The organism is Bacillus sp. FSL W7-1346 (genome assembly GCF_038593335.1).
Classification (GTDB): Bacteria; Bacillota; Bacilli; order Bacillales; family Bacillaceae; genus Bacillus; species Bacillus altitudinis.
The window spans coordinates 3,420,038-3,436,521 of the sequence record NZ_CP151988.1 but is presented as its reverse complement, the minus strand read 5'-3'; the positions used below and the strand labels follow the sequence as shown (position 1 = coordinate 3,436,521).

General features: G+C 43.6%; 18 protein-coding genes. 14 read left to right on the top strand and 4 right to left on the bottom strand.

Annotated elements, in window-relative coordinates; translation table 11 throughout:
• Positions 1-40: 40 nt before the first annotated feature.
• Positions 41-868, top strand: coding sequence for a glycosyltransferase family 2 protein (locus NST09_RS17740; protein ID WP_007497795.1), 828 nt, complete (start codon positions 41-43; stop codon positions 866-868).
• Positions 865-1,551 carry a uracil-DNA glycosylase gene (locus NST09_RS17735; RefSeq protein WP_017360124.1) on the top strand — a complete coding sequence of 229 codons (687 nt, stop codon included), beginning with the start codon at positions 865-867 and terminating at the stop codon, positions 1,549-1,551. The genes NST09_RS17740 and NST09_RS17735 overlap by 4 nt, the downstream gene beginning before the upstream one ends.
• A gap of 26 nt (positions 1,552-1,577) precedes the next feature.
• On the opposite strand, the gene NST09_RS17730 is transcribed toward NST09_RS17735, so the two are convergent.
• Positions 1,578-2,936 carry an aldehyde dehydrogenase gene (locus NST09_RS17730; RefSeq protein ID WP_268438331.1) on the bottom strand — a complete coding sequence of 453 codons (1,359 nt, stop codon included), beginning with the start codon at positions 2,934-2,936 and terminating at the stop codon, positions 1,578-1,580.
• Between the two features lie 172 nt (positions 2,937-3,108).
• Here NST09_RS17730 and NST09_RS17725 point away from each other — a divergent pair, with 172 nt between their 5' ends.
• The 3 genes from NST09_RS17725 to NST09_RS17715 all read left to right on the top strand — a co-directional run bounded on the left by NST09_RS17725 (position 3,109) and on the right by NST09_RS17715 (position 5,224).
• Complete coding sequence (locus NST09_RS17725; RefSeq protein ID WP_008343634.1) at positions 3,109-3,441, top strand: YwdI family protein; 333 nt, start codon at positions 3,109-3,111, stop codon at positions 3,439-3,441.
• Between the two features lie 33 nt (positions 3,442-3,474).
• Positions 3,475-4,785, top strand: coding sequence for a purine/pyrimidine permease (locus NST09_RS17720; RefSeq protein WP_007497786.1), 1,311 nt, complete (start codon positions 3,475-3,477; stop codon positions 4,783-4,785).
• 67 nt (positions 4,786-4,852) lie between these two features.
• The gene (locus NST09_RS17715) at positions 4,853-5,224 is read left to right on the top strand and encodes a DUF423 domain-containing protein (RefSeq protein ID WP_003215282.1); all 372 of its coding nucleotides are present in this window, start codon (positions 4,853-4,855) and stop codon (positions 5,222-5,224) included.
• A gap of 41 nt (positions 5,225-5,265) precedes the next feature.
• Here the strand turns inward: NST09_RS17715 and NST09_RS17710 are convergent, their stop codons facing one another.
• The 3 genes from NST09_RS17710 to NST09_RS17700 all read right to left on the bottom strand — a co-directional run bounded on the left by NST09_RS17710 (position 5,266) and on the right by NST09_RS17700 (position 7,455).
• On the bottom strand, positions 5,266-5,883 hold the full coding sequence (locus NST09_RS17710) for a cupin domain-containing protein (protein WP_019743221.1): 618 nt from the start codon (positions 5,881-5,883) through the stop codon (positions 5,266-5,268).
• A gap of 131 nt (positions 5,884-6,014) precedes the next feature.
• Positions 6,015-6,557, bottom strand: coding sequence for a spore coat protein GerQ (gene gerQ / locus NST09_RS17705; RefSeq protein ID WP_007497781.1), 543 nt, complete (start codon positions 6,555-6,557; stop codon positions 6,015-6,017).
• Positions 6,558-6,780: 223 nt separating this feature from the next.
• The gene (locus NST09_RS17700; RefSeq protein ID WP_008343625.1) at positions 6,781-7,455 is read right to left on the bottom strand and encodes a YIP1 family protein; all 675 of its coding nucleotides are present in this window, start codon (positions 7,453-7,455) and stop codon (positions 6,781-6,783) included.
• Between the two features lie 175 nt (positions 7,456-7,630).
• Here NST09_RS17700 and NST09_RS17695 point away from each other — a divergent pair, with 175 nt between their 5' ends.
• Genes NST09_RS17695 through rfbB form a run of 9 tightly spaced genes read left to right on the top strand, consistent with a single transcriptional unit; the run spans position 7,631 to position 16,481 of the window.
• The gene (locus NST09_RS17695) at positions 7,631-8,401 is read left to right on the top strand and encodes a glycosyltransferase family 2 protein (RefSeq protein WP_342493560.1); all 771 of its coding nucleotides are present in this window, start codon (positions 7,631-7,633) and stop codon (positions 8,399-8,401) included.
• Positions 8,402-8,407: 6 nt separating this feature from the next.
• Positions 8,408-9,820, top strand: a complete 1,413-nt coding sequence (locus NST09_RS17690) for a CDP-glycerol glycerophosphotransferase family protein (RefSeq protein ID WP_035702453.1) — start codon at positions 8,408-8,410, stop codon at positions 9,818-9,820.
• A gap of 21 nt (positions 9,821-9,841) precedes the next feature.
• A complete protein-coding gene (locus NST09_RS17685; RefSeq protein WP_342493165.1) occupies positions 9,842-11,020 on the top strand; it encodes a DegT/DnrJ/EryC1/StrS family aminotransferase in 1,179 nt (392 codons plus the stop codon).
• Positions 11,017-11,892, top strand: a complete 876-nt coding sequence (locus NST09_RS17680; RefSeq protein WP_148779826.1) for a GNAT family N-acetyltransferase — start codon at positions 11,017-11,019, stop codon at positions 11,890-11,892. Before NST09_RS17685 ends, NST09_RS17680 begins: the two co-directional genes overlap by 4 nt.
• Position 11,893: 1 nt before the next feature.
• A complete protein-coding gene (locus tag NST09_RS17675; RefSeq protein WP_342493164.1) occupies positions 11,894-13,021 on the top strand; it encodes an N-acetylneuraminate synthase family protein in 1,128 nt (375 codons plus the stop codon).
• Positions 13,011-13,751 carry a glycosyltransferase family protein gene (locus NST09_RS17670; RefSeq protein ID WP_017360114.1) on the top strand — a complete coding sequence of 247 codons (741 nt, stop codon included), beginning with the start codon at positions 13,011-13,013 and terminating at the stop codon, positions 13,749-13,751. Before NST09_RS17675 ends, NST09_RS17670 begins: the two co-directional genes overlap by 11 nt.
• Entirely contained in the window at positions 13,748-14,776 is a 1,029-nt protein-coding gene (locus NST09_RS17665) for a glycosyltransferase (protein WP_342493163.1), read from the top strand. Before NST09_RS17670 ends, NST09_RS17665 begins: the two co-directional genes overlap by 4 nt.
• Before the next feature lie 2 nt (positions 14,777-14,778).
• The gene (locus NST09_RS17660; protein ID WP_017360113.1) at positions 14,779-15,519 is read left to right on the top strand and encodes a sugar phosphate nucleotidyltransferase; all 741 of its coding nucleotides are present in this window, start codon (positions 14,779-14,781) and stop codon (positions 15,517-15,519) included.
• Positions 15,516-16,481 carry a dTDP-glucose 4,6-dehydratase gene (gene rfbB, locus NST09_RS17655; RefSeq protein ID WP_342493162.1) on the top strand — a complete coding sequence of 322 codons (966 nt, stop codon included), beginning with the start codon at positions 15,516-15,518 and terminating at the stop codon, positions 16,479-16,481. The genes NST09_RS17660 and rfbB overlap by 4 nt, the downstream gene beginning before the upstream one ends.
• Positions 16,482-16,484 lie beyond the last annotated feature (3 nt).

The window sequence follows — 16,484 nt, the reverse complement described above, 5'->3', positions numbered from 1 at the left end:
TTAATGAAAAAGACGAATTTATTAAAGGAGTTAGGCCGATATGAAGATTTCTTTACTAATTGTGACACATAACCGGCTGAGCGCATTGTGTGAACTGCTTGAATCCATCTCGAGACAAAGCGTACAGCCTTTTGAAATTGTGGTCGTAAATGATGCAGGAGAGCGAGTGGACGTGATTCAGGAACTCTATCCAGAGCTGCCAATCCGCTTGATTCATTTAGATGAGAATGTCCAGCATGTGAACGCAAGAAATGTTGGGGTGCGGGAGCTGACAGGTGACGTCATTATGCTGAGTGATGACGATGATTATTTTACACCTTGTCATATTGAACGTATGAGCAAGGCGTTGGAAGACGCTGATTTTGTCTTTTCGGATGCGGAAATTGTTTCGTTTGAAGAACGAGGTGCGACTCGTTTTCCAGTATCAAGACGTTTGTTTGCTTATACAGCGGACATTGAGGACATGCGTGTTTTTTCTACATATGTTCCTTCTGGCAGTATGTACAAACGCCGCATACATGATGAGATCGGCTATTTTGATCCAGCGATGCATCACTACTGGGACTGGGACTTTTTCCTGCGTGTTACGCAGCATGCACGAGCCAAACGAGTGCCAGCTGCCAGTGTGATTTATGCGTTCTTTGATGGTGGGGGCAATCAGTCGAGTGATCTTGGTGAAACAAGGAAGAACTACTTAGATGACCTGAGTGAAAAGCATGGGCTCGGTGATTTGCCGACAGCGAATTTTGCTGTCCTATTAGAAGAACCAGCGATGAAAAAACGAGAATCAGAGAGTGAGATTGTATGGGATGGAAAACCGATGATCTCAAGATTGGCACAGCAGACAGAAGGAGGACAACCGCAATGAAGCCATTTTTAAATGATAGCTGGTGGGCTGTGATGAAAAGTGAATTTGAACAGCCATATTATCAGGAATTACGTGAGTGGGTAAAGGAAGAATATCGTACGCAGATCGTGTTTCCAAAGCCAGATGACATTTATCGTGCCCTCCATTTGACGTCGTATGAAGATGTGAAGGTCGTGATTTTGGGACAAGACCCTTATCATGGCCCAGGACAGGCACACGGATTAAGCTTTTCTGTTCAGCCTGGTGTCAAACATCCTCCATCTTTGAGAAATATTTTTCAGGAGCTAAAGGATGACCTCGGTTGTCCGGTCCCTAACCATGGCTCGCTTGTCAGCTGGGCAGAGCAGGGTGTCTTGCTGTTAAACACCGTACTCACTGTAAGAAAAGGGGAAGCGAACTCGCATAAAGGCAAAGGCTGGGAACGTGTGACAGACCGCGTCATCGACGTCCTGAATGACCGAGATCAGCCAGTCGTTTTTGTGCTTTGGGGCAGACATGCGCAAAATAAAAAAGAACGTATTGATCAAAGCAAGCATTACATCATTGAGTCACCTCATCCAAGTCCTTTTTCCGCAAGAAACGGCTTTTTTGGCAGCCGTCCGTTCTCAAAAGTAAACGCCTATTTAAAGCAAATGGGGATCGATGAAATCAACTGGTGTATCAAGGACATCGAATCAAAATAGGACGAGGGAAAATCCCTTCGTCCTGTTTATTTTAAAAATTTGCGGACAATGTCGAGTCCGTTTTTCGCATTTGGATAGCGGAAAGAAAAATCAAAGCGATTGGTCTGGCGCAGGACGCTTTTTTCATGTGTAAAGGTGAAAAAGCTTTCTTTTCCATGATATCGTCCGATGCCGCTTTCACCAACGCCTCCAAATGGTAAATATGGAGTGGCGACATGCATCAGTGTATCATTAATGCAGCCCCCGCCAAATGAGAGGTTGTCTAGAATATAGGCTTCTGTTTCTTTATTTGTTGTAAATAAGTAAAGAGCGAGCGGCTTCGGTCTTGCCTTAATCATGTCAGCTGCCTCTTGAAGAGAACCAAATGTGATGACCGGCAAAATAGGTCCGAAAATTTCCTCCTGCATCACAGGGTCTTCCCATGTAATGTGATCTAGAATGGTCGGTGCGATTTTGAGCTCTTGTTCATTGCGCTGTCCACCTGTCACAATCGTGCCATTAGAGAGAAATTGTGAAAGTCGATCAAAATGACGCTGGCTGACATTTTTTCCGAAATGCGGATTTGTTTCAGGCTGGTCCCCGTAAAAGTCTCGGATACAGGTCGTCATTTCACGCAATAGTTCCTCTTTGATCGATTCATGAACTAGTAAATAGTCTGGTGCAATACATGTTTGACCAGCATTCGTGAATTTACCAAAGGTGATTCGCTTCGCAGCGAGCTTGATGTCTGCATCAGGCATGACAATGCATGGACTTTTTCCGCCGAGCTCAAGTGTGACAGGTGTGAGATGTTTTGCGGCCGCTTCCATGACGACTTTGCCGACGGCTACACTACCAGTAAAGAAAATATAATCAAAAGGCAGTTTCAGAAGCTCTGTGCTGACATCCACACCGCCTTCAACGACCGCTGCAAGATCTTCTTGAAACACGCTTTCCACAATCGTGCCAATCACGTTTGAGACGTGCGGCGTTAATTCTGACGGTTTTAAAGTAACGGCATTTCCCGCAGAAATGGCTCCAACTAATGGCGAAAGGGCCAATTGGAAAGGATAGTTCCAAGGGGCAATAATTAGAACACTTCCGTACGGTTCCTTAATGATCATACTTTTTGATCCGATATGGGTCAGAGGTGTTTTCGCGCGAGATGGTTTGGCCCATTTGTGAAGATGTTTGACGGTATGATTGATCTCTTCATATACCATGCCAATTTCTGTTGTATAGGCTTCCTGTTCGGATTTATGTAAATCATGGGCTAAGGCTTGTAAGATGTCCTTTTCATGATGTTTAATGGCTTTTTTTAAATCGTTAAGAAGACGGATTCGATCTTGAACCGCTGGTGTTTGCACGTTTTTTTGTTTGTGAATGAGTTCAGTGAGTTTGCTCATCTTTCAGTCCTTTCAAAGACGATATTGTTTCTTTTTTATTATGTGTGAATCTTGGGTAAGGGTCAAATCAGATGAACAGAAGCACACAGCTTTGAAAAAATGAGCCCATTCGGTTTGTTCATTTGGTAAAATAATGTTGGAAAACGAATTTTTTAGATTGGAGGGTCTACCCTTGAATATTCATATATCAAGTCTGCTTCAAAAAATGGAGGAAGCCATTCAAAAAGCAAAACAAAGTGGAAATGATGAAGAGGTGAAACGTCAAGCGGCGGTCATTTCTTCACTATGTGATGTCATTCTCGACACATCATCACAGGTGCAAATGCCGCAGTCTTCGGTTATTTCACCACCTCCATCTATACAGACACCATCTGCACCGGCTGTGTCTACGGATCAAGCCATGCTAGAGAAATTGATGGGCACTAGCGGTGCAAAGAAATTTCAGCATAAAGAAGAGGGTCAACAAGAGAAAGATGGCAACGGTGACTCTATTTTTGATTTTTAATGGTCTTGTCACGACAAAGGGAAGGTGATCGGGTTGAAACTATTTTTGGGCGCCATTCAGTGGATGGCATTTTTTATCGCAGCTTCTATTGCTGTGCCGATTGCGATTGCACAAGCATTTGAATTAAATCAAGTGCAGTCGGCGGAACTGATTCAGAGTACATTCTTTTCACTTGGACTTGTGGCGATGGTGCAGTGTTTATGCGGTCATATGCTGCCGATCAATGAAAGTCCAGCAGGGCTGTGGTGGGGGGTATATACCCTTTATGCAGGCATGACAGGGACGATTTTTGCTACATATCCTGAAACCTTGCAAGCGTTACAAGGGGCGTTAATTTTTAGTGCTGCGTTCTTTTTTATTTTTAGTCTCTTTAAAATCATTAATTGGCTTGCGTCTTTATTTACGCCGGTTGTCACAGGTATTTATTTGCTGCTGCTTGTTGTGCAGTTAAGTCAGCCAATCATGAAAGGGCTGATGGGGATCGGCTATCGGGGAAATCAGGTAGATGGGCTTGTGTTTTGTCTATCGATCTTGATTATTGTCATCACCTTCATGATCAGCCGCTCAAAATGGCATTATTTAAGACAGTTTTCTGTGTTATTCGCACTTGCAGGCGGCTGGCTGTTATTTGCTTTACTCGGACTAGCGAAGCCTGTTCGCATTCCTGAGCAGATCATTGAGTTTCCAAAGCTATTTCCATTTGGCATGCCGGTCTTTGACAGTGGACTGCTTGTTACGTCCTTTTTTATTACGATCTTACTCATAGTGAATATGCTGGCAAGTATTCGAATTGTGGAAAGTTCCGTCAAGGCATTTGGTGAACTGCGTGAGCGGAAACGAGCCAGACCGGCTGGTTTTGTCGCCGCATTTGGTCATTTGCTAAGCGGACTGATTGGTGCGATTGCGCCTGTCCCTATTTCAGGGGCAGCGGGTTTTATACAAACAACCAAAATTCCATCGAGAAAGCCATTTTTCCTTGGCAGTCTGCTCATTGTCCTCATTAGTTTATTTCCATTATTGATGAGCTTTTTCTCTGCATTGCCTTCACCTGTGGGGCTGGCTGTGAACTTTGTGGTGTTCTCTTCTATGATTGGGATTGCCATGTCTGAATTCGATCAGTATGAAAAAGAAGACATCCCGCGCATTCGATTTGTGCTTGGCATCGCTGTTTTAGCAGGCGTGGGCGCAATGTTTGTGCCGCAGGGGGCATTGAAAGGCATGCATCCTGTGCTGATTTCTTTATTGAGCAATGGTCTTGTGCTTGGTACGCTGATTGCAATTGTGGTCGATCAAGTGCTACTGCGAAAGAAAAAGAAATCCGACAATCTCGTGTCAGCATCATAGGAAAGTTGAATGTTGGATGAGACCCGCGCTATGATAAACATAATTGATGAGATAAGGAGAATGACGAATGAAACTATTTTTCATATTAGGTGCCATTAACGCCATGCTTGCGGTTGGTCTTGGAGCCTTCGGTGCACATGGACTGGAAGGGAAAATTCCTGAAAAGTATATTGAGATATGGAATAAAGGGGTTCAATATCAGATGTTCCATGCCATTGGCCTATTTATTGTCGCCTTTCTGGCAGATAAACTGTCAGGTGTTTCCCTAGTGCCGACCGCTGGCTGGGTGATGCTGGCAGGCATTCTTTTCTTCTCAGGAAGCCTTTATGTGCTTGCCTTGACTCAGGTGAAGATTCTAGGTGCCATTACACCAATTGGCGGAGTGGCATTTATCGCTTCTTGGATCATGCTAGTGATTGCAGCAGCAAAAAATTTATAAGATAAAAAACCGATGCTCTCATAGGGGCATCGGTTTTTTTCTTAACTCCAATAAGGAGAATAGTTCGGAGGTGCTTGATAATAAGGTACATAGTGAGAAGGCGGGACAGGGTGCGTTTGTGTCTCTTCCTCCCGGTGGCAGAAAGGCCCGATAAACACACCAGGCTTCACAGGCTGCGTCGCCTGCTTCCACTGCGTTTCGTTCATGCAATAAGTATGTGCCATGATGTGTGAAGGCGTGAGGGTTAGAAGGTCTGAACCTAAGATGACTTCTGGCGTCGATGCGTTAAAAATGGCTAACAAATGGGTTTTGTCCTGCAAGGCGACTTCATAATGCCACCAGCCTTGTGGCACATTGGCTACCTGCCCAGGGGTAATGGTGTAGGTGGACAGCTTTTTTGTAAAAGGGTTCAACATGGATACAGCAGCAGAGCCGGCGATACAATAAACAAGCTCGGCAGCATTTTGATGATAATGAGGCTCTACTACTTTGCTTTTACTCAAATATATATCCAGCAGAGATACTTGATCGAGCGAATTTAATTGTTTTTTTCCTAAAACATTAATCAGATTGTGTTGATCATATTTCACAAGGGGGCTTTGATTCAAATCAAATGAATATTTGACATTCGGCGATGTATAATCCAGCTCAACAGTCATTGATGTCACCTCTAGGCGTTTAATAAAAACTACTAGGCATCTTATGAGCCTTCCCCCGAAGGTGTGTCAAAAACCTAGACAAAAGAAAAAAGCAAGGGCGTCTGCACCTTGCTGCTGATATGACCTTGAGGTTATCTCGGAGAATACGTAGACATCGAGTATGGATAGTCATATTGAATTTCCCCATCAAACGTAATGTAATCAAGGTAGATTGTTAACAATAAGTATCGTGTCCCCGTTTTGTTATCACTAATGATAATGTGATCACGTCCTGCGGCCTCAATGACCCCTCTAAAAATCTTTGAGTTCCATTCTTTACTTGCCTCAAATGTCATATAGATCGTGGCTACTTTGCCGCGGTTTAATCGTAAAATATTTTCAATATAGGACTGCTCAAGCGGCAGCTGACCGGTGACGTTCTGCTGATAAATCGGTCCCGAAGGAATTTGATAGGGCTGCCCGCCACTTTGCCCACCTTGGCCTCCTTGTGAAGTACCAGTAGACGGCATTGGCGAATACCCCTGCTGCATTTGACCTTGCATTTGACCCTGCGTTTGGGGAGGGACTGAATAACCCATCTGCTGCGCAGGATACGGATTTGCTCCATATTGTTGCTGGCGAAAATCTTGACCTTCGAAACCCGAACCTTGCCCAAATTGATTTTTCAATTTCATAACGTTCCTCCTCTTTCCTCATGGTGTTCTAAACAGAAGGCAGAAAAGCGCCTGTTGTTTCCATAGCATTCTTTTTCTCTTTCACACTATGAGACAGGAAGAGAGAATATGTACATTGAACGAAAAAAAGGAACTGCTTTGTGCAGTTCCTCAGTATTCAGACAAACCCCTTATTCGTACTGCCTAGATTGCAAAGGTTTCCAACAATTTAAGGAATGCCTCTTTACATCAACCAATTCATAGCCCGCTGGACGTCATAGAGAAGGGTCATCGTGAGAAAAAATAAGGCGATCGGTGCGATGGCAATGATAAAGGCCTGCCATATTCTCAGCTTCATCACAGCAACAAGGCCTAAAACAGCCATCCCAAATATCCATGCCTTGGTATACGCATCAACCAGTGGTAAAACGCTGAGATAATACCATACTTCATAGTGCTGGTCTAAATAGGGTGAGATTTTCACAAATGTATACGGACCAAGCAACCCCACAGTAATAATCCAAGTAAGAGCAAATAAGGTGGAAGGAAAAATGACCGTCAGTGTGCAAGCTTTGAGCACATCTCGATACGGCGCTTTACTGCCAAAAAACAGTCGTCCTAACCACTGTAAAATGAATGAACCGAAAAATAGAAGAAAATTGCCTACTAAAATACCAAAACCTGCTCCGTGTAACAGAATAAAAGGATATGGAATATGATTGCCCATATACTCACTAAAATACCCTTCGTACATCCAGCTTGTACCAGCGATACTTGCAAGGAGTATCATCAGCCACATGGGAATAGAGGTATGTTCATATGAGCGAATAATCGTTTTTGTCGCGACAAAAATTTTAAAGAATCGAAAAAAACCTTTTGCTTCCTCTTCTTGGGAGAGATCACTCTTCATATACTCCAATGTTCTTTACTCCTTTAATACACATAAATGATTACTTATATTACCAAAATTTTTACGTTTTTCAAAGATAGATCATGAAAAAAATCCAATTTTATAAAAAATAGGTCACTCTACAGTCTCTTTAAGAGGAGACACATATGATAACCATAGTTTAAAAGAGACCGAGGTGAAAACATTGACGAAAGTAACGGTCATTATGACGAGCTACAACAAAGCGGCCTACGTTGGCAGATCAATTGAAGCGGTGCTGCAGCAGACCTTGTCAGACCTTGAACTTTTTATCATGGATGATGGATCAAACGAACAAACTCTTGCTGCTATTGAGCCTTTCCGTAAAGATCCACGCGTCCATTTTATCCAAAGCGGGGTGGAAACGCTGGAGGAAAGAACGGCGAAAACACGCTATGCCGTCCTCATTAATCAAGCATTAGAACAGGCAAAGGGCGAGTATATTTCCTATGCCACAGATGACAATGTCTATGCACCAGACCGTTTAGAGAAGCTCACGAAATATTTAGATGCTCGTCCGAATGAAGAAATTGTCTATTCTAGTTCAAAAGTTATCTATTTAAATAGCGAAAAAGAGCCAGTAAAGGAAACGATTCGACCTGCGCAAACGGTGCAGTGGAATGCACCTTGTGCCATTGATCACTGCTCGGTTGTACATCGTGCATCCATTTTAACAAAGATTCGTGCTGAGTTTGGATCCTACTGGGACGAGAGTCCGCATTTTTATCGAATAGGAGATGCCCGGTTCTTTTTTAGATTAAATCACTTTTATCCGTTCTACCCTTTTGATGAGGTATTGGATACAAACTACATCACAGAACAGTCTATTCATTATCAGTTGGCAGAAGAAGAGAAAAGCGATTTTATTCAAGCACTTCCTCCGCAGTCTACCTGCAGGGAGCTCCGCCATATATTAAAACAAAGACATGGGAGGTGACCTTAAGTGTCGCATTATATTCATCATTATTGGCAAGTGTACTTTGAGTATGTGAATCTGATGAAAGACTTATCCTATCGCCACATACCCCTTGGATTAATCAGTAATTTTTATCAATACATCAGTCCTGAAGTGAGGGAACGTATGGAAGATGAGGCGTTTGGTGAAGAGCTGTCAACGACTTGTCCAAAGCCGCAAGACATTCAGCCCTTTTTTGATCAGCATAAACAGCAGATCAAGCGTACCCCTTATCGCCCGAGTCATGGAAAGGTGCTGCTTCACTTTGAACACCTGCGTTTTACTGAACAAAATTACACGCGGTTCCATCCGAACCAAACAGTGGTGCTCGCGCGCTGGAAGAAGGCTGATTATTTCGGATTACCAGTGATCAGCAAGCCGGAATTAGCCGGAGAGGTTAATAAAGAAGCCCATGTTGAATATATTGAAAAAGCAAATGCTCTATTGAAACCTTACGCCCAGCATCCTGTCTTTGGCAATGTCTTTTTTAGAGAAAAGCTTCGGAAGGACCTTGTGCAATTTATTGATGTAATTGACCAAATAGAAACGCTATTTGAGATGCAGCCTATTGCAGCTGTTGTTGTTGGGACGACGGAGGATGCATATAGCCGTGTGCTCGCCTTACAAACTGTGAAGCGCCATCTCACAAGTATTTGTCTTCAGCACGGTGCGCTCATGGGAGACGAAGCCTTTTTGCCGATTTTCACCACCTGCCACGGGGTGTTTGGAAAATATGAAAAGGACTGGTATGTAAACAAAGGCTGTCAGCCTGAGCAGGTGGAGATCACAGGTCACCCGAGATTTGATTTGGTGCAGGAGCGAACACCGCTTCAACAGGAAATGGTCTTTCGTAAATTAAACTTCAACCCTGCCAAAAAGACTGTACTTGTGGCAACACAGCCGTTTTCAGAAGCCTTTTACGGTGATGTTCTTAAAACAATTGCAAAAAGGAAAGACATTCAGCTGATTATGAAGCCGCATCCGTGGGAAATCGCTCGAAATCGATTAAATGACTACACAGCGATTGAGCGTGCGGGGAACCATGTGAGATTAATTAAAAAAGAGATCGACTTGTATGACCTCCTGCCGTATATGGATATGGTCATTACGCTCACATCAACAGTTGGTCTGGAAGCAATGCTCTTTAAAAAGAGTGTACTGATTGGAAAAATGACAGAAGGCAGAAGATACCCTTATTACGAGTCGCTTGGCAGCTGCCACATGGAAAACCCTATTGAGCTGGCCGAGAAAGCGATCCGTATTTTATCGGATGAACAAGAAATGAAGCTGGCGAAACAGCAAGGGGCTCGTTTCATTCAAGAACATTATCCGCATGCACAATCGACCGATGTTCTGCTTTCTCTGCTCAAAACAAAAACAGGCGTGGATTTTCAGAGATGAAGATAGGGGTGTGCAAGCGATATGGGACAAAAGAGAGCACAATTTCTTCCTTATGCACTGCCTTTTATTGAACAGGAAGAAATTGATGAAGTCATTGGAACATTAAAGTCCGGCTGGTTGTCCACCGGACCAAAAGTGAGACAGTTTGAAGAAGAGTTTAAGCAGCTGACTGGAGCAAAGCACGCAATAGCAGTGAATTCATGCACAGCTGCTCTATTTTTAGCGTTAAAGGCGAGAGGCATTGGAGCTGGTGATGAGGTCATCACAACGCCTCTGACGTTCTGCGCAACAGCCAATACGATCATCCATACGGGGGCAGCCCCTATTTTCGTCGATATTGATCCGGCGACACTCAATCTAGATGCGAAAAAATTAGAAGCGGCCATTACACCACATACAAAAGCCATTGTGCCTGTACATTTTGCTGGTCAATCGTGTGATATGGACCAAATTTTAGCGATTGCCAAGAAGTATGATTTGTTCGTGCTGGAGGATGCCGCTCATGCCCTTTATACGACCTATCACGATCAACCGATTGGATCAATTGGTGATGCGACCGCTTTTAGCTTTTATGCAACGAAAAACATAGCGACTGGTGAAGGCGGCATGCTGACGACAAATGATGATGCCCTTGCAGCTAGAATCAGAAGGCTGGCGCTCCATGGCATGAGTAAGGGAGCGTGGAATCGTTATGGAGAAAAGGGAACATGGTATTACGAGGTCGAGGAACCGGGCTATAAAATGAACATGTTTGACGTGCAAGCATCGTTAGGGCTCGTTCAGCTAAGCCGGTTGAAGGAGATGCAGACACGCAGAGAACAGATTGCGAAGACATACAATCAGGCATTTCAATATGAAGCTGGTCTCATCTTGCCGCCTGTACATGATGAGGGAAGACATGCGTGGCATTTATATGTACTGCAAGTTGATCCAAAAGAAGCACTGATCACACGCGATGACATGATTGATCAGCTGCAAAAGGAATATAAAATCGGCACGAGTGTTCATTTTATTCCCGTTCACTTGCATCCATATTATCAAGAGACCTACAACCATTCACCAGAGGATTTCCCTGAGGCACTCACTTATTACAAACGAACGCTTTCGCTCCCGCTCTATCCAAGTATGACAGATGAAGATGTGCAGGATGTCATCACCGCAGTTGTGTCAATTTTAAAAGACAAGAAGGCCTCTTCATGAAAGTCGTTCATGCAATAGACGATCAGGTGCTGGCAGCTTGGCTGAAAACATATGGTCATGAAGCGGAACGCATGACAGGATTCAAGCAGTTTGCTCTTGTCAGCGGCGCTAAGCTCAAAGCAGTGCTGCTATACGAATGGTCCAAATGGGAGAGCGGTATTTTTGACAAGCATATTTTTCATGTGAAGTTTGTGGAAGCTGAATCAGCGCTGCTCTTTAAAGAATTGATGGAGAGATTCATCAATTGGATGAGAACAGAAAAATGTGATTTTTTCTTTTTACGTCTTGAGGCGGCTGATCTTGAAAAAAACCGCATTGTTCAAAAACTATCCCATGTGTATTATGTCGGTGGTCTCACTAGGCTTGAGGCACCGCCTGCTCTCATGGAGATGCCATTATCAGATCAAGATGTGGTGATGGGTGTGCCAGATGAAAAGGATTACGATGAGGCGGTCTTACTAGGTGATCAGGCTTTTGTGAAAAGCCGTTATGCCCTTGATCCATATTTAGACCAGCGTGTTGTTCAGCATTTTTATCAGGAGTGGATGAGAAACAACCTACTTGGACGCGCAGATATTAACCTCGTTGCCAAGGTAAATGATGAAGTGGTTGGCTTGATTCAAGGTATGACAAAGGGGCATGAGATGGGGCTTGAGCTTTTTGCGATTAGACCGGACGTTCAAGGAAAAGGGATCGGAAAAAAGCTGTTTATTGAGATGATGAAAGTGTCTCATCACAGAGGGCATCACTTCATTTCTGCGGGGACACAGCTTCATAATACGACAGCCATCCAGCTGTACGAAAAGATGGGGTTTAGGACAACAAATGCCTTTTTGTATTACCATGTGTGGCCGAAAAAAGGAGAGAGGTAAGATGGCGCATTTCTATATCGGAGATCGCAAAGTGGGAGATGATGCGCCTGTCTTTATCATTGCAGAGGCAGGCATTAATCATGATGGAAAGCTGGATCAGGCACTTGCTTTAATTGATGTGGCAAAAGAAGCAGGGGCTGATGCGGTGAAGTTTCAAATGTTTCAAGCGGATCGGATGTATCAAAAGGAACCGGGGTTATACGAAACGGCCAAAGGAGAAGAAGTGTCTATTTTTTCTTTAGTGGAACAAATGGAGATGCCGCCTGAATGGCTGCCTATCTTATTGACACATTGTAAGGAAAAAGGACTGATGTTTTTAAGCACCGTGTGTGACGAAGAATCGGCTGATTTATTGAATCAAACGAATCCGCCTGCTTTTAAACTGGCATCCTATGAAATCAACCATTTGCCTCTTTTGCGTCATACGGCTTCTTTTCAAAAGCCGATCATTTTTTCAACAGCTGGGGCCACCATTGCAGATGTTCATGAAGCATACGAAACGATTACGAGCCAGCAAAATAAGCAAGTCGCCATCATGCATTGTGTGGCAAAGTATCCAGCGCCTAGAGCGTATACGAACCTGCGGGTGATTCAAACCTTAAGGTCCGCTTTCCCTGAAGCAGTCATTGGCTTCTCAGATCATAGCGAACACCCGACGGAAGCGCCAGTAGCCGCTGTGAAGCTCGGGGCAGCAATGATTGAAAAACATTTTACAATAGATAAAACATTACCCGGAGCGGATCATTCATTTGCTCTTAATCCTGAAGAATTAAAGGAAATGGTTCAGCACATTCGAGCAGCAGAAAAGCAGCGGAATCAAGCAGAAATAGACGTTCATTCATTACCAGAGGAGCTTCTTGGCAGTTCTTATAAAACGACAACAGCCATTGAAGGGCAGATTCGAGAATTTGCGTATCGAGGAATTTTTACGACAAAAGGCATTGCAAAGGGTGAGACCCTCACGTCAGAAAATGTAGCCGTGCTGCGCCCCGGACAAAAAAATCAGGGATTGCATCCGCGATATATGCCGGTTCTACTTGGCACAATGGCTGTGAGAGACATCCCAGCTCATACAGGCGTTTCGTGGAAAGACGTACTGACGCAGCAGGAGTCTCATGATGATGCATGATGTGCTTTTTGTCATTCAGGCTAGGATGGGGTCAACAAGACTGCCTAAAAAAGTGATGAAACCGATCGGCGGCATGGCGCTGATTGATTTGATTGTGGAGCGGGTGAAGCAATCAGATGATTACCATCACAACATGCAAAACCTTATGATTGCCACAACGGTCGAGCCAGAGGATGACTATTTGGCTCAATATTGTATGTCAAAGGGCTATAAGGTGTTTCGAGGCAGTGAGGCAGATGTGCTTGAGCGGTTTGCGCAGATTGTCCGCCAATTTGAACCTAAAACGGTTGTACGTTTAACGGGAGACAATCCATTTATAGATCCTTCGCTTTTGTCGAAAATGCTTGAAAAACATAGACAGGAAAAGGCTGATTACACATATACGAACGGAACACCACTCGGTATTTCCGGGGAAATGATTGAAGCATCTATTTTATGTGAAATCGACAAATTTCCCCTCACTTATTCAGAACGTGAGCATGTCACGCTGTATATCAGAAAGCATCCCGAGCAATTTTCCCTTCAATTATTCACACCGCCCAAAGAACTTGCATATCCTGCTTATCGATTCACGATTGATACAGAAGAAGATTATGTGTTTGCTACCCGTTTACTAGAGAAAGCTGGTGGTTCTATTGCTGTGCCGACAGCTGAGCTCATTTCCATCTGTGAACAACATCCAGACATTGTTCGTTTGAATCAATCTGTGAGACAGAAGGATGCTGAATGAACAAAAAAATCATGATTGTTGTTTATGGTGGTTTTTTAAGAGGAATGGGGCATGTCGTCAGAATGAAACGTTTGGCAAAAGAACTGCTTCAGGAAGGGAACGACTTATATTTCTATACAAATGATCAGATTTGTGTAGAAATACTTTCGCACCCAGAGTGGTACGTTCACATGGTGCATGAGTCTAATGCGCTTCTCCAGGTCCAACAAGACATCAAAAAGCTAAAGCCTGACCTTTTAGTTATAGATGTCCTTGATTGTGATCTTCAGTTTCTTCAAATGATCAAAGACTCCTGCGATAGTGCGAGGCTGGTCTTATTTGAGGAAAAAAGAGAGGAAGCCTGTCAGCTTGCAGACACGGTCATAAACGGCATTTATGGCGGTCTGGACGGGAAGCACGAGCAGCTTAATGGCACGGCTTATTATCATGGAACGCCCTATTTATTGTTAGATCACGAGATTAATCGATTCAAAGACACATATGAGGTTCGGAAAGAATGTAAAAAGGTGGTCATCAGTCTTGGCGGTAGTGATCCGTGCGGTCTGTTATCAAAGGCTGTATCGGCGCTTCTTCAAACAAATCACCTAGACATTTTAGCGGTCGCAGGAAAAGCCTCTCACATCAAAGAGCAAGTAGAGGCGGAACATATCCAATTCATTCAACATACAGATCAACTACCGGTTCTTTTATCAGAAGCTGATATGGCTATCGTAGCAGGCGGTATGACGTTATATGAGGTAATTTGTATCGGGGTGCCCAGCATTGTCCTATCGCAAGTAGACCACCAAGCAGTGACAGCGAGCATGTTTGCGCAAAAGGGCGCTTGTTTTCACCTTGGATTAGGTGACCTTGTGGAAGAAAAAGACCTGTTGCAAGCTGTTCAAAAACTGTCTGACAGCTATTTTCTCCGCAGAAGCATTCATCTTAATGGACGTTCACTCATTGATGGAAAAGGAATCGAACGAGTGAAAAACATTCTTATACACCTCATGAATTCACACCAAAAAGAACATAAGGATGTGTAGATGTGAAGGGAGTTATTTTAGCAGGAGGAAAGGGATCACGGCTGGCACCATTAACGAAGATTTTCAACAAACACTTGCTGCCGGTTGGTCCATACCCGATGATTTATTGGTCATTATTCAAACTGAAAGAAGCAGGAATTGTAGATGTGATGCTGATTTCACAGGAAGAACAAATTCCGTTGTTTCAAAAGTTACTGGAAGATGATCGTGAACTTGGGATGAACATTGTGTATCAAGTACAGCCAGAAGCATCTGGTATTTCCGATGGTTTATCCTATGCAAAGTCCTTTGCTCAAGGGGAAAAATTTGTGCTGATGCTTGGTGATAATGTATTTGAAGATTCTTTACGCCCTTTTGTCGACGCCTTTAGGCAACAAGAAAGCGGAGCCAAGGTTTTATTGAAAGAGGTGGCAGATCCAAAACGGTTTGGCATTGCAGAAATTGATCCTGCTCATCACCGAATTTTATCAATTGAAGAAAAGCCAGAGCATCCGACGTCATCTTACTGCGTCACGGGCATCTATTTTTATGATCAAGACGTCTTTCAATATATCGAGGAAATCTCGCCGTCAGATCGAGGTGAACTAGAGATTACTGATGTGAATAATCTCTACATCTCAAATAGCCAGCTGACCTATGATATGTTAAAAGGGTGGTGGATTGATGCAGGAACTCATGAATCTCTCCACGAAGCATCAACAAAAATGTTTGAAACGATGAAGGAAAAAGAGGGATACGAATGACGAAGTCTTATTTAATTACAGGTGGAGCAGGGTTTATTGGACTGAATTTTGTGAAGCTGCTGCTTCAAGAATCCGATGTCCGGCTGACCGTATTTGATAAATTAACATATGCCAGTCATCCAGAGGAGATGGAATATTTATCAAAGCTGCCTCATGTCCGTTTTGTCCAAGGAGATATCACGCTGCAAGACGAACTAGATCAAGTATTTGATGAAGCGTATGATGCCATCATTCATTTCGCAGCAGAATCACATGTCGATCGCAGTATTCAGTCAGCAGAACCTTTTATCCAAACAAATGTCTTTGGTACCTATCGTATGCTTGAAGCTGTCTTAAAGGGAAAGGCGAATAAACTCATTCATATTTCCACAGATGAAGTATATGGAGATTTGGAGCCGGATGATCCTGCTTTCACAGAACAAACACCACTCTCACCGAATAATCCTTATTCAGCAAGCAAGGCAAGTTCAGACCTGCTTGTGAAATCTTATATCCACACCCACCAATTACCCGCCATGATCACAAGATGCAGCAACAACTACGGACCTTATCAGCATGAAGAAAAATTAATCCCAACCATTATTAGAAAAGCGGTCAATGGTGAAAAGATTCCGATTTACGGAGACGGCCAGCAGATTCGCGATTGGCTCTATGTAGAGGATCATGCGAGAGCCGTAAAACAAGTAGTAGAAAACGGAACAGCCGGTCAGGTGTACAATATTGGCGGAGGCAACGAGAAAACAAATCTTGATTTAACCAAAACCATTCTCACACATCTAGGCATCTCTCATGACCAAATCGCGTTTATTCAAGACCGGAAAGGGCATGACAGGCGGTATGCCATTGATGCCAGTAAGCTAAAAGAAGAGCTCGGCTGGATGCAGGCAACTTCATTCGAAAAAGGTATCGAAAAAACGATCGATTGGTATCGTGCCAAATATGATCAAAGTGAAGAAGGGTGACCG

Coding starts and splice junctions, on each gene's coding strand:
- NST09_RS17740 (WP_007497795.1), top strand. CDS start 41: ATGAAGATTTCTTTACTAATTGTGACACATAACCGGCTGAGCGCATTG.
- NST09_RS17735 (WP_017360124.1), top strand. CDS start 865: ATGAAGCCATTTTTAAATGATAGCTGGTGGGCTGTGATGAAAAGTGAA.
- NST09_RS17730 (WP_268438331.1), bottom strand. CDS start 2,936: ATGAGCAAACTCACTGAACTCATTCACAAACAAAAAAACGTGCAAACA.
- NST09_RS17715 (WP_003215282.1), top strand. CDS start 4,853: ATGAAACTATTTTTCATATTAGGTGCCATTAACGCCATGCTTGCGGTT.
- NST09_RS17710 (WP_019743221.1), bottom strand. CDS start 5,883: ATGACTGTTGAGCTGGATTATACATCGCCGAATGTCAAATATTCATTT.
- gerQ (WP_007497781.1), bottom strand. CDS start 6,557: ATGAAATTGAAAAATCAATTTGGGCAAGGTTCGGGTTTCGAAGGTCAA.
- NST09_RS17685 (WP_342493165.1), top strand. CDS start 9,842: ATGGGACAAAAGAGAGCACAATTTCTTCCTTATGCACTGCCTTTTATT.
- NST09_RS17680 (WP_148779826.1), top strand. CDS start 11,017: ATGAAAGTCGTTCATGCAATAGACGATCAGGTGCTGGCAGCTTGGCTG.
- NST09_RS17675 (WP_342493164.1), top strand. CDS start 11,894: ATGGCGCATTTCTATATCGGAGATCGCAAAGTGGGAGATGATGCGCCT.
- NST09_RS17670 (WP_017360114.1), top strand. CDS start 13,011: ATGATGCATGATGTGCTTTTTGTCATTCAGGCTAGGATGGGGTCAACA.
- NST09_RS17665 (WP_342493163.1), top strand. CDS start 13,748: ATGAACAAAAAAATCATGATTGTTGTTTATGGTGGTTTTTTAAGAGGA.
- rfbB (WP_342493162.1), top strand. CDS start 15,516: ATGACGAAGTCTTATTTAATTACAGGTGGAGCAGGGTTTATTGGACTG.